14 protein-coding genes are annotated in these 12,082 nt (G+C 69.0%); 4 read left to right on the forward strand and 10 right to left on the reverse strand.

Annotated features, from left to right (window positions below):
• Positions 1-11: 11 nt before the first annotated feature.
• The 3 genes from ACQUSX_RS01305 to ACQUSX_RS01315 are packed head-to-tail and all read right to left on the reverse strand — an operon-like array spanning position 12 to position 2,595.
• Complete coding sequence (locus ACQUSX_RS01305; protein WP_428905174.1) at positions 12-683, reverse strand: response regulator; 672 nt, start codon at positions 681-683, stop codon at positions 12-14.
• A complete protein-coding gene (locus ACQUSX_RS01310; RefSeq protein ID WP_428905175.1) occupies positions 680-1,921 on the reverse strand; it encodes a sensor histidine kinase in 1,242 nt (413 codons plus the stop codon). Before ACQUSX_RS01310 ends, ACQUSX_RS01305 begins: the two co-directional genes overlap by 4 nt.
• A 5-nt stretch (positions 1,922-1,926) precedes the next feature.
• Positions 1,927-2,595 (reverse strand): DedA family protein, encoded by a 669-nt coding sequence (locus tag ACQUSX_RS01315; RefSeq protein ID WP_428905176.1) that lies wholly within the window; start codon positions 2,593-2,595, stop codon positions 1,927-1,929.
• 162 nt (positions 2,596-2,757) lie between these two features.
• Here ACQUSX_RS01315 and ACQUSX_RS01320 point away from each other — a divergent pair, with 162 nt between their 5' ends.
• From ACQUSX_RS01320 to ACQUSX_RS01330, 3 genes are all read left to right on the forward strand, one after another.
• Positions 2,758-4,356: an ABC-F family ATP-binding cassette domain-containing protein gene (locus ACQUSX_RS01320; protein ID WP_428905177.1), complete on the forward strand. Its 1,599-nt coding sequence runs from the start codon at positions 2,758-2,760 to the stop codon at positions 4,354-4,356.
• Between the two features lie 143 nt (positions 4,357-4,499).
• On the forward strand, positions 4,500-5,783 hold the full coding sequence (wecB, locus tag ACQUSX_RS01325) for a non-hydrolyzing UDP-N-acetylglucosamine 2-epimerase (protein ID WP_428905178.1): 1,284 nt from the start codon (positions 4,500-4,502) through the stop codon (positions 5,781-5,783).
• Positions 5,770-7,182 (forward strand): glycosyltransferase, encoded by a 1,413-nt coding sequence (locus ACQUSX_RS01330; RefSeq protein ID WP_428905179.1) that lies wholly within the window; start codon positions 5,770-5,772, stop codon positions 7,180-7,182. Before wecB ends, ACQUSX_RS01330 begins: the two co-directional genes overlap by 14 nt.
• Before the next feature lie 38 nt (positions 7,183-7,220).
• On the opposite strand, the gene ACQUSX_RS01335 is transcribed toward ACQUSX_RS01330, so the two are convergent.
• Genes ACQUSX_RS01335 through ACQUSX_RS01355 form a run of 5 tightly spaced genes read right to left on the reverse strand, consistent with a single transcriptional unit; the run spans position 7,221 to position 9,810 of the window.
• Entirely contained in the window at positions 7,221-7,784 is a 564-nt protein-coding gene (locus tag ACQUSX_RS01335; protein ID WP_428905180.1) for a GrpB family protein, read from the reverse strand.
• Positions 7,781-8,596 (reverse strand): SURF1 family cytochrome oxidase biogenesis protein, encoded by an 816-nt coding sequence (locus ACQUSX_RS01340; RefSeq protein WP_428905181.1) that lies wholly within the window; start codon positions 8,594-8,596, stop codon positions 7,781-7,783. The genes ACQUSX_RS01335 and ACQUSX_RS01340 overlap by 4 nt, the downstream gene beginning before the upstream one ends.
• A complete protein-coding gene (locus tag ACQUSX_RS01345) occupies positions 8,593-8,790 on the reverse strand; it encodes a hypothetical protein (protein ID WP_428905182.1) in 198 nt (65 codons plus the stop codon). The genes ACQUSX_RS01340 and ACQUSX_RS01345 overlap by 4 nt, the downstream gene beginning before the upstream one ends.
• Positions 8,787-9,194, reverse strand: a complete 408-nt coding sequence (locus tag ACQUSX_RS01350; RefSeq protein WP_428905183.1) for a DUF3099 domain-containing protein — start codon at positions 9,192-9,194, stop codon at positions 8,787-8,789. The genes ACQUSX_RS01345 and ACQUSX_RS01350 overlap by 4 nt, the downstream gene beginning before the upstream one ends.
• A 52-nt stretch (positions 9,195-9,246) precedes the next feature.
• Entirely contained in the window at positions 9,247-9,810 is a 564-nt protein-coding gene (locus ACQUSX_RS01355) for a DUF4190 domain-containing protein (RefSeq protein ID WP_428905184.1), read from the reverse strand.
• A 135-nt stretch (positions 9,811-9,945) separates the two neighbouring features.
• Here ACQUSX_RS01355 and ACQUSX_RS01360 point away from each other — a divergent pair, with 135 nt between their 5' ends.
• On the forward strand, positions 9,946-10,656 hold the full coding sequence (locus ACQUSX_RS01360) for a beta-ketoacyl-ACP reductase (RefSeq protein ID WP_428905185.1): 711 nt from the start codon (positions 9,946-9,948) through the stop codon (positions 10,654-10,656).
• A 9-nt stretch (positions 10,657-10,665) separates the two neighbouring features.
• Here the strand turns inward: ACQUSX_RS01360 and ACQUSX_RS01365 are convergent, their stop codons facing one another.
• Complete coding sequence (locus ACQUSX_RS01365) at positions 10,666-11,352, reverse strand: alpha/beta fold hydrolase (protein WP_428905186.1); 687 nt, start codon at positions 11,350-11,352, stop codon at positions 10,666-10,668.
• Between the two features lie 81 nt (positions 11,353-11,433).
• Complete coding sequence (gene serB / locus ACQUSX_RS01370) at positions 11,434-12,069, reverse strand: phosphoserine phosphatase SerB (protein ID WP_428905187.1); 636 nt, start codon at positions 12,067-12,069, stop codon at positions 11,434-11,436.
• Positions 12,070-12,082 lie beyond the last annotated feature (13 nt).

The raw sequence follows: 12,082 nt of genomic DNA on the forward strand, positions 1-12,082 counted from the left end.
AGACCTGCCGGTCACGCGGACGGCTCGACGAGTCCGTTCTCGTAGGCGTAGATCACGGCGTGCACACGGTCGCGGAGGCCGAGCTTCGCGAACACCTTCCCGACATGGGTCTTCACCGTCTGCTCGGCGATGAACAGCGTCCCAGCGATCTCGGCGTTGGACCGTCCCTGCGCCATCTGCACGAGCACCTCGCTCTCGCGCTCCGTGAGCGAGGAGAACGCAGGATCGATGGGGCGCTGCCGCGGCCGCCGCGAGGAGAACTGCTCGATCATGCGCCTCGTCACCCGCGGCGAGAGCAGAGCATCGCCCGAGGCGATCACGCGCACTGCGTGCACGAGATCGTCCGGCAGGGCATCCTTCAGCAGGAATCCGCTGGCGCCGGCCTCGAGCGCGTCGTACACGTAGTCGTCGACGTCGAACGTCGTCAGCATCAGGATGCGGGGCACGTGTGCCGAGGGATAGGACGGTCCGAGAATGCGCCTCGTCGCGGCGATGCCGTCGAGCGCGGGCATCCGCACGTCCATCAGGATCACGTCGGGATCGAGTCGGGCGGACAGCCGCACCGCCTCTTCGCCGTCCGCGGCCTGGCCGGCGACCGAGATGCCGTCCTGCGCGTCGAGCAGCGCCGCGAAGCCGGCGCGCACCATGCCCTGGTCGTCGGCGACAAGCACTCGGATCGTCATGAGAGTCCTTCCTGCGCGGCATCGGATGCCGGGAGCCTGGGCAGCCACGCCGACACCGACCATCCGCCGTCGTCCGCCGGGCCGGCCTGCACCGCGCCTCCGAGAAGCGCGGCGCGCTCGGACATCCCACGCAGACCGTGCCCGGGCGTGGTCGAGTCGGAGACTCGCTCGGTCGCGCTGTTGACGATCTGCACCGAGACGGTCTCGCTCGTGGCGGAGAGGGTGACGGTGATCATCGTGCCGGACGCGTGCCGGACGGCGTTGCTCAGGGCTTCCTGGGTGATGCGGTACAGGGCGATCTGCGCGGCCGCATCGACGTCGCCGACCACCTGCCCGGACATCGAGACGTCGGCACCGGCCCGGCGCGTGGTCTCGACCAGCGCCGGGATCTGATCGATCCCGCGCTGCGGCGTCAGCTCGGCCGCATGATCCTCCGTGCGCAGCACCCCGAGGATGCGGCGCATCTCGCCGAGCGAGCCGCGCGCGGCAGCGGCGATCCCTTCGAACTCCTCGGCCGCATCATCAGCGAGGGCCGGAATCCGGTAGCGGGCCGTCGACGCCTGCACCTGGATCAGCGACATGCTGTGCGCGACCACGTCGTGCAGTTCCCTGGCGATGCGCGTGCGCTCTTCCACCAGCTCTCGGCGCGCCTGCTCCTGCGCGGATTGGGCGCGCTCCCGGGTCAGTTCATCGGCGATCCGGAACCGCCCGGCGATGAGGATGGCGATGAGGAGGGCAGCGGCGGCCACAGAGGTGGTGACGATCAGATCAGCGATCACCGCACCGGAAGACGCGGCGCTCGGAACGGCTGCCGAGGGAACCAGTGACAGCGCGGTGCCCGCGGCCAGTACGAGCAGGCCGTGGCGCCACCCGTGCTGCAGGGTGATGGCGGCGACGAAGACGACGAAGACGATGATCATGGGCACGGACCACGGCCAGGGCGCGATCGTCGTCGCCTCGGGGAGAGTCGCCAGAAGCGGCAGCAGCAGTACGGCGGCGAGGAAGAGGACGATGGCTGTGCGCGGGTGTCTTCGACTGAGGAGCGGCGCTGTGACCGCTGCTGCCCCGAGGAGCATCGCCGCAGGCAGGTAGGTGCCGTAGATCGCCGCGTGGACCGGCACGAGGATGGGATACAGCACCACCGCGGCCACGCACAGCACGACGAGCTGGCCGAGCTCACGATCTCGCAGGCGCCGGAAGGGCCCGCGCCTCGTCGTCTCGCCGGCTGTGCTGCGCATAGCTGTCATCCTCCCACTCGAGCCGGCTGCTCCCGGGCATCCTCGGCCTCGTCCTCAACGGAGATCGCGATGCGACGCCGGCGCACCGCCGCGCAGCGGTCGACCACGACGCCGACGACGACCGCGACAGCGACTCCGAGCACTGCGGCCAGGAAGGGCTGCTTGGCGAGCCAGCTGCCCGCGAGGATGCCGATCGCTGCACCGTACGCCGCCCAGGTGGCACCGGCGACGAGGCTGATCGGCGCGAAGCGGCGCCACGGGTAGCCGAGTGCCCCGGCCGAGATGTTGACGGCGACGCGTCCGACGGGGATGTAGCGCGCGCCGATGATGAGCGTGGCGCCGCGGTGCGCCAGCGCGTGCTGGGCGTGTTCGAACGCGGCCGCGATGCGCGGCCGGCGCATCCAGCGCGAGGGGCGCGTGCCGATCGCGCGACCGAGGGCGTAGGCCAGGTTGTCGCCGATCATCGCCCCGAACGCGGCGGCGAGGCACAGGGCGACCACGCTCGGCCAATGTCCCGAGGCAGCTGCCGCTGCGGCGCCCGCGACCAGCACGGTCTCGCTGGGAACAGGCGGGAACACGGCGTCGACCGCGGCCACGGCGAACATCACCAGCAGCAGCCAGGGCGATGCCGCGGCGGCGAGGATGAAGGAGTTGAGGGCAGTGATCACGTCCACGCTGTCGACGGTAGGTTCCCCGCATCCGCCGGCACATCACCCTGCGGAGGTATCCGCGTCATACCGTGGTGCTGTTCTGCGGGCGGTCAGGGCGGTCAGCGTATACTGATTGGCTGGCCATTCGGCCGCCCTCCCTTTGGAATCAGTAGATCGGACTTTGCTGTGCTCGCCGTGCACGAACTCGAGATCCGCGTCGGAGCCCGCGTCCTCATGTCGGACGTCTCGTTCCGCGTCGCCGCCGGCGACAAGATCGGTCTCGTCGGCCGCAACGGCGCCGGGAAGACGACGCTGACGAAGGTGCTCGCGGGGGACGTGCTCGCCTCGGACGGCAAGGTCACGCGCTCCGGTGAGCTGGGCTACCTGCCGCAGGATCCGCGCACCGGCGACCCGGAGATGCTCGCCCGCACCCGCATCCTCGATGCCCGCGGTCTCGGCTCGATCCAGCTGACCATCTCGCAGGCCTCGCACGACATGGCATCCGACGATCCGAAGATCGCCGAGCGTGCCATGCGCAAGTTCGCCAACGCGACCGAGCGATTCGAGGCGCTCGGCGGGTACGCGGCCGAGGCCGAGGCCGCGTCCATCGCTCACAACCTGTCGCTTCCCGACCGCATCCTCGACCAGCCGCTGAACACGCTCTCCGGCGGCCAGCGTCGCCGCATCGAGCTCGCGCGCATCCTGTTCTCGGATGCCGAGACGATGATCCTCGATGAGCCCACCAACCATCTCGACGCCGACAGCGTCGTGTGGCTGCGCGAGTTCCTGAAGGGGTACAAGGGCGGGCTGATCGTGATCAGCCACGACGTCGAACTCGTCGGCGAGACCGTGAACCGCGTGTTCTACCTCGACGCGAATCGCCAGAGCATCGACATCTACAACATGAACTGGAAGAACTACCTGCGCCAGCGGGTGGCCGACGAGGAGCGCCGCAAGAAGGAGCGAGCGAACGCCGAGAAGAAGGCGACGCAGCTGCAGATGCAAGCGGCGCGCTTCGGGGCGAAGGCGTCGAAGGCGGCCGCGGCGCACCAGATGGTCGCGCGTGCCGAGAAGCTGCTCTCCGGCCTGGATGACGTGCGTCAGGTCGACCGGGTCGCCAAGCTGCGCTTCCCGAAGCCGGCGCCGTGCGGAAAGACCCCGCTGATGGCGTCCGGTCTGTCGAAGTCGTACGGCTCGCTCGAGATCTTCACCGACGTGGACCTCGCGATCGACCGCGGCTCGAAGGTCGTCGTGCTGGGGCTGAACGGTGCCGGAAAGACCACCCTGCTTCGCATCCTCGCCGGCGTCGACGCGCCGGACACCGGCCAGCTGGAGCCGGGGCACGGACTGAAGGTCGGCTACTACGCGCAGGAGCACGAGAACCTCGACGTCGACCGGTCGGTCCTGGAGAACATGGTGTCGGCGGCGCCGCACATCACCGAGACCGAGGCGCGGAAGGTGCTCGGCTCGTTCTTGTTCACCGGCGACGACGTGCTCAAGCCCGCGGGGGTGCTCTCCGGCGGAGAGAAGACCCGCCTGTCGCTGGCGACGCTCGTCGTGTCATCGGCGAACATGCTGCTGCTCGACGAGCCGACCAACAACCTCGACCCCGCGTCTCGCGAGGAGATCCTCGACGCGCTGGCGCACTACGAGGGCGCGGTCGTCCTGGTCTCGCACGACCCTGGTGCCGTGGCATCGCTGAACCCCGAGCGCGTGCTCATCCTGCCCGATGGCGTCGAGGACATCTGGAGCAAGGAGTACCAGGACCTCATCGAGCTCGCATGACGACTGCGGTGCTCCGCGTCATCATTGCTCAAGCAATGCTCCGCTGAATCGCGGGTGTCCTCACCGCCGGTATATCGGTTCATCGCTATCGTGAAGAATGCGCACCGTCGGATGGCGTGGCGATGCAGCGGGAGGAGACACGGGTGATCCCGTACAGTGAGCGGACTCGAGTGCTCGTGGTGATCGGAACGAGGCCCGAGGCGATCAAGATGATCCCGGTGATCCGGGCGCTGCAGGACTCCGGGACGTTCAGGCCGGTCGTCATCTCCACCGGCCAGCACACCGATCTGGTGGACGGTCTCATTCGCAGCGTCGGCATGCGGGTCGACGCGAATCTGCGCGCGTCCGAAGCGGTCGATGGCGTGCGCCCGACCCTCAACGAGATGTTCGCTCGCGTGATGGTCGGAGTCGACCGCGTGTGGGCGGGCGAGACTGTGCCGGCCGAGTATCTCGCCGACGGGCGTCGCGGGGTCGACGGAGCCGTCGCATGCCTCGTGCACGGTGACACGAGCTCGGCGGCCGCCGCCGCACTCGCGTCCTTCAACCTGCAGATCCCCGTGGTGCACGTCGAAGCCGGGCTGCGGACCTCGAACCTGCTCTCGCCGTTCCCCGAAGAGGGCAACCGGCAGCTCATCTCGCGAATCGCCGCGCTGCATCTGGCTCCGACGACCCAGAACAAGATGAACCTCGTGCGCGAGGGCGTCGACTACGACCGGGTGGTCGTGACGGGCAACACCTCGATCGACATGCTGCAGTGGGCAGCCGGTGAGCAGGGCGGATTCGGCGCCGGTCTCGAAGCACTCGAGATCGATGCGGCTCACCCGCTCGTGCTCGTCACGGCGCACCGTCGTGAGAACTGGGGCGACGGGCTCGTGCAGATCGCAGCTGCGGTGCGCACGCTCTCCGAGCGCCATTCGCACGCTCGATTCGTCGTGCCGATGCATCCGAACCCCGTCGCACGGCAGCCGCTGGTGGATGCGCTCGGCGGTCGCGACAACGTCTTCCTCGTCGAGCCTCGCGAGTACGCCGACTTCGCCCGGCTCATGGGTGCGGCAAGGCTCATCATCACCGATTCCGGAGGCGTGCAGGAAGAAGCCCCCTCGCTGGGCACGCCGGTGCTCGTCGCGAGGGACACGACCGAGCGCGGGGAAGGCGTGCAGGCGGGCACGCTTGTGCTCGTCGGCACCGACACGGCGCGGATCGTGCGCGAGGCGACCGTGTTGATCGAGGACGACGCGGAGCATGCCCGCAGGGCCTCGCGCTCGAATCCGTACGGCGACGGCAAGGCGTCGGAGCGCATCGTGCAGGCCCTCGAGCATGTGCTGCGCGACGGCCGGCCACCGCAGGAGCTGAGTGGCGACGGTCTGCGCACGGCTGTGCACCGCAGGCTCGGTCTGGCGGACGATTCGACTGATGTCGGGTCCTGACATGAGCTGGGCGGCGATCGGCCGATGGTTCGAAGAGGTCACCGAGTTCGTCGCGCACATCTACGACGGGCTGCCACCCTGGGCGGTGCCGATCTTCATCGTCGCGATCGTGATGGTCGCGGGTTCGACGGCCTCGCTCTTCATCCTCGCCGTGCGAGCCGGATCTCAAGTGCGCAGAGCGGCTCGCGCGACGGGTAGCGGCAAGGATCTCTCGCACGAGCACGAGTACCTGTGGGTGTTCATGGTGCCGGCGCTCAACGAGGAGACGGTGATCGCTGACTCGGTGGGCCGGCTCAGCGAGGTGCAGGTGACGCACAAGCGCATCCTCGTGATCGACGACGGATCGGATGATCGCACCGGGGAGGTGCTCGCCGGCATCCGGGCGCCCGACCTCACGGTGCTCACCCGGGTCGCGCCGAACGCTCGGCAGGGCAAGTCCGAGGCGCTCAACGACGCCTGGCGCCACCTCCATCGGACTGTGCTCGCCGAAGGTCCCTATCGCGGTTGGGATCCGGCGCGGGTCATCGTGACGATCGTCGACGCCGACGGCAGGCTCGATCCGATGGCCGGGCGAGTGGCGCGGTTCTTCGCCGATGACCGCACCGGCGGGGTGCAGTCGCAGGTGCGCATCTACAATCGGGACGGTCTGATCACCGTCGCTCAGGATCTCGAGTTCGGTGTCTTCGGCACGGTGTTCCAGCTGGGCCGCACGGGCTGGGGGACCGCGAACATGGGCGGCAACGGCCAGTTCAATCGCCTCGCAGCGCTCGACGACATCGCCGTCGAGGATTCCGAGGGTCGTGTCGGACCCTGGCGGGCGGGGCGGCTCACGGAGGACCAGGACATCGGGCTCCGTCTCATCCATGCCGGCTGGCGCGGCGCCCAGGCGTCGAACGTGGTCATCGAGCAGCAGGGCCTGCATTCGCTGCGGGCGCTGTACCGTCAGCGCACGCGGTGGGCACAGGGCGGGTGGCAGGTGTTCGATCTCATCTGGCCGACGATACGCAACCCGCGCGTGGGCATCGTGGCCCGGTGGGATCAGCTCTGGTATCTGCTCACGCCCGTGGTGCAGGCATGGGTGGGCCTCTCCGTCGTGCTGAGCATCGTGTTCCTCGCGACAGGGGTCTCGCGGCCACCGCTCACGGTGTTCATCGTCGTGCTCGCCTACGTGTTCTCAGCCCTTCCCGGGGTGATCGGGGTGCTGCTCGCGCGGCGAAGGAGCGGGGTCGGCGCGTTCTTCGTCGGTGTGCTGCTCGCGCACCTGTATCTCGTCTACTCGTGGCTCATCTATCCCGTCGTGTACCGCTCGCTGCTGCGCCAGCTCACGGGGGCGAAGAGCTGGGCGAAGACGAAGCGCGAGGCCATCGCTCCGGCGAGCCCGCGGCTCACTGCCGAGTGAGCGACGCAGAACTCACTGCCGAGTGAGCGACGCAGAACTCACCGCGCGTCGCCTCGGCGAGCGATGATGAAGTCGGCTTTCCCGTCGATATAGGCGAGGCGGTCATCGGGATGCTGGGCGGCGAGGGACTGCTTGAGGATGCCGTACTCGTCGCGGTCCTCAGAGCGGGAGCGGAGGTGATCGCGGAACCTCAGGTAGTCGCGCCACGCCTGGGAATCATGCTCCAGCACATGGACGTTCACGAGCCGGATCATCGGCTGCAGCTCGTAACCGTACATGCGGTCGGGGCGGACATCCGTGGCATCCCCGCGCAGCAGCATGCCGAGACCGGTCAGCCAGTCGTCGAGGGATGCAAGGCGCGTGCCCGGTCGCACCCCGATGCCGATGTCCATGATCGGCTTGGCGTCGAGGCCGGGCACGGCCGTGGAGCCGATGTGCTCGATCGCCGTGACGGACGCCGGTGCTGTCGCCCGGAGCACTCCGTGCACATGCGTGAATGCCCGCGCCCAGGCATCCGACGCCGGTGCCAGATCGACCACCCCGCGACGCAGGCCGAGATCGGCGTCTGCGAGTGCATGCACAAGAGAGCGGCGGGCGCTCACCGCGGCACCGAGTCGAGCAGCGCGTCCTCGTCGTCGGCGTCCCGGTCGCGACGGCGGCGCGGCTCCTGCTTCGGGATCTCGCCGGCGTCCTCGCGTGCCTTCGTGATCTCGATGCGGATGACATACCCGAGGAAGGCGAACCCCATGATGGCGAACAGGATCCACTGGATCGCGTACGACAGATGAGGACCCGGATCCTCGGTCGGTGCGCTGAAGCCGCTCGGACGCGCATCTGGTGCAGGATCCTCGGACACCATCTGACCGTAGGCTCCCGTCACGATTCCCGTGTCGGTCAGCTCCGCGACCGTCGGCAGGTGGATGGTCGGCACCTGTCCCTCCGGAGCCGTGCGGCCGGATGCAGGCAGCCGCTCGCCCGGCCGCAGCCGGACGATCACCGTCGTCTCGCCGGCCGGGGGAGCGGGAACGAAGTCGGGCAGCGGACCTTCGCCCGGCGGCACCCACCCTCGATCCACGAGCAGCACCAGCCCGCTCGCATCCCGGAACGGAACCAGCACCTCGAACGCGCTCGTTCCGCCGTGCGGGCGGTTGCGCGCGAGAAGCTGGGCGTCTGCCAGGTACTCACCGCGCAGCTCGACCGGTCTCCACTCGTCGTCGGGGTTCAGCTCGCCGTCTGCGTCGATGACGTCACTGACCGGCCTCGGCTCCGCATCGTAGTTGCGCTCGACCAGCGCGATCTGCGTGGCGCGCGACTCGTTGCGATCGAACTGCCACTGGGACAGGAAGACGCATCCGATGGCGAACGCGATCGCGACGAGCACATAGGCGCCCCAGCGCAGCAGACGTTGCTTCACTCGGGCAGCCCTTCGTTGACCTCGACCGGAAAGTCCCTGGCCCTCAGATACTCGCTGAGGAAACGGACGTGGTCATCGCACGCCAGCCAGATCTTGCGCCGTTCAGGGCCGTGGATGCGCGGATTGCGCCACACGATGTGATGCGTCGCCGCGGCCCGGCACTCGGCACGCGCGCATTCGAACTCCGCCGTCATCGCGCATCGTCCCTCGGCTCATCATCGTCGGTCGCAGTATCGCCCTCGGGCTGAACGACCGGCTCAGCGGCAGTGCGCTCGCGGATGGTGAACACATCGTGATCGCTCTGCGGTGCGGCCCGCGTCGGTGCGGGAGCTTCGAGCTGAAGCTCCGGCGACTCGACGGTCGATGCGGTGCTGTCAGAGCCGGCGTTGGCGTAGACGACGGCGATGTACGGCAGGAAGATGGCCCCCGCCGCGAACACCCAGGTCCACCAGCCGAACGGCTGGACGAGGGCGATGGCCAGGAAGCACACCGTGCGGATGCCCATCGTGAGCGCGTACCGGCGCACACGATGCGTCGCCTCATCCTGCGGAGATTGCGGCAGGGAGGTGACTGCGGGGGCATGGGCGGAGCGCTTCACGGTGCTTCCAGCCTACGCCGCGGTGGCGGTGACGGCTGCCGCCTTCGGCGGCTCAGCTCATCATTCCCGGCGTCATCAGCAGACCACCGAACAGGGCGAAGCCGAAGATCACCAGGATCAGTCCCAGAACGCTGATGACGATCGGGATGTAACCGAGGATGAGGCCGGTCAGCGCCATGCCCGCGCCACCCACCTCAGGTCTGCTCTTGAGCTGCGAACGGGCGATGTGGCCGAGCACGACGGCAGCGATGGGCAGCACCACCGGGATGAAGAACACGACGATGAACGGGCTGACCAACACGCCGACGATGCCGCAGATCATCGCGGCGACGGCGAGTCCGCTCGTGGGGCGCGACACGGTGTACTGCGGCACGGTGTACTGCGGCACGGTGTATTGCGGCACGGGATAGCTGTGCGAGTACGGGGCCTGGTGCTGCCCGTAAAGCGCGGGCGGCTGCTGCCCGTATGGCTGCTGCCCGTATGGCTGCTGCCCGTATGGCTGCTGCCCGTAGGGCGTCGGCTGCTGGCCATAGGCCTCCAGCGGCGGCGGCGCGTACCGCGGCGGCACGACATCGTCTCCCGGCCGGTGCGAGTCGGGATGGTAGTGGTCGCTCACGCTGGTCCCCTCTGCGTCCTTCCCTGAAGGTTCCCAGTCGCGATGAAGACATGTCAAATGCGCGCTGCCGGACGCACCGCGGGGCGCCGTCGGTAGGATGGCCTGCGTCCGTTCCCCGAGTCAGGAGCCCGAAACATGAGCGCTGATCGCGTCGTCCTCGTCACCGGCGGCAACCGCGGCATCGGCCGCGCTATCGCCGAACGCTTCGTCCGCGACGGGTACCGCGTGGCGGTGACCGCCCGCAGCGGGGAGGGACCCGAGGGCACTCTCACCGTACGAGCCGATGTGACGGATGCCGCGGCGATCGATGCGGCCTTCACCGAGGTGGAGCAGAAGCTCGGCCCCGTGGAGGTCGTCGTCGCCAACGCCGGCATCACCAAGGACACCCTTCTCATGCGCATGAGCGAGGACGATTTCGACAGCGTCGTCGCCACGAATCTCGGCGGATCCTTCCGCGTCGTCAAGCGCGCCTCCAAGGGCATGCTGCGAGCCCGCTTCGGGCGCGTCATCCTCATCTCCAGCGTGGTGGGCCTGTACGGCTCGGCCGGCCAGGTGAACTACTCCGCCTCCAAGAGCGCCCTCGTCGGCTTCGCCCGCTCGCTCACGCGCGAGCTCGGCGGCCGCGGCATCACCGCGAACGTCGTCGCCCCCGGCTTCATCGAGACCGACATGACGGCCGAGCTGCCCGAGGAGACGCAGAAGCAGTACAAGGCCAGCATCCCTGCGGGGCGGTTCGCGACCCCCGACGAGGTGGCTGCGGCCATCGTCTGGCTCGCCGGCGACGACGCCGCCTACATCTCCGGCGCCGTCATCCCGGTCGACGGCGGACTCGGCATGGGGCACTGAGCCGCGCGCTCACGGCTCCACAGCGGCGACGAGCAGATCGGCCAGCCGGTCCGGTGCCGTGAACTGCGGCCAGTGCGCGCTGCCGATGCGCGCCACGGTGACATCCCTGATGGCGAAGTACTCAGCGCCGTACTCACCCCACTTGGCCATCTCGGCGTCCAGCTCCGCGCGATCGTAGCCACCCATCAGCAGTGTGACCGGCACGTCGAAGCGACGATCGTCGCCGAGTGCGATCGGCTCGCTCGGCACTCGGGCCGGCACCGACTTCGTCAGCGGTGCGGTGCGCTCGCGCATCGCATCATCGAGGTCCCAGACATCCTCTTCCGGGAAGAAGTCCCACCCGGGGAACGGCACGACGCCGTCCACCACCGTGAAATCGCTGATGCCGTGTCCGGGCGCCGGCGGCACGGTGTCGACGAAGACCACGCGCGCGATGCGGTCCGGCCGCGCGTCGGCGGCGCCCCAGGCGACGTTGCCTCCACCTGAGTGCCCGACAAGCACGACGGGACCGTCGACGGCATCCACCTGCGCGACGACGTGATCGATCCACTCCGCCATCCCGATGTCGGATGCTGGCTCTCCCACGCCTGGCATGGTCAGCGCGTGCGTTCGATGACCCGCCGCCTGCAGGCGGGGAAGCACCGCGTCCCACGTGGACGCATCGAGCCAGAGACCGGGGATGAGGATGATGTCCATGTCCCGACGATAATCAGGGCATCCGACATCCACCAGGCCGATCCGTCGCTCGTCAGCGGACCCGAGCCGGCTCGCGCGTCATCAGGGCAGCAGCGCGATGACTTCGGAGAGGTCCTGCGGCCCGATGACGACCGCGGCTGCCGCCCGCACTGCGGGCTTCGCGTTGAACGCGATGCCGAGCCCGGCGGCCGCCATCATCTGCAGATCGTTCGCGCCGTCGCCGATGGCGATCGTGGCGTGCGGGGCGACACCGAGCTCTGCTGCCCACTCGGTCAGCGAAGCGGCCTTCGCGGCAGCATCCACGATCTCTCCATCCACCGTTCCCGACAGCGCGCCCTCGGTGACGCTGAGCCGGTTCGCGCGCCACCGGTCCACGCCGAGTCCCGGTGCGATCGCGTCGAGGATCTCGTGGAAGCCCCCCGAGACGACGCCCACGACGCCACCGCGCCGATGCACGGCATCCGTCAACTCACGCACGCCCGGGGTCGGCTCGATGCGGCTCTGCACGCGGGCGAAGGCCGCGGTCGGCACGCCCGTGAGCGCACGCACCCGCGAACGCAGGCTCGCGGCGAAGTCCACCTCGCCGCGCATCGCGGCCTCGGTCGCCGCCTGCACCTCCGCACGGCGCCCCGCCTCTTCGGCGAGCAGCTCGATCACCTCATTGCGGATGAGGGTGGAATCGGCATCGAGGACGACGAGGAAGCGCGCGGCAGTCACCCGTCGAGCGTAC

Source organism: Microbacterium alcoholitolerans (genome assembly GCF_050408615.1).
In the GTDB taxonomy this organism is placed as follows: domain Bacteria; phylum Actinomycetota; class Actinomycetes; order Actinomycetales; family Microbacteriaceae; genus Microbacterium.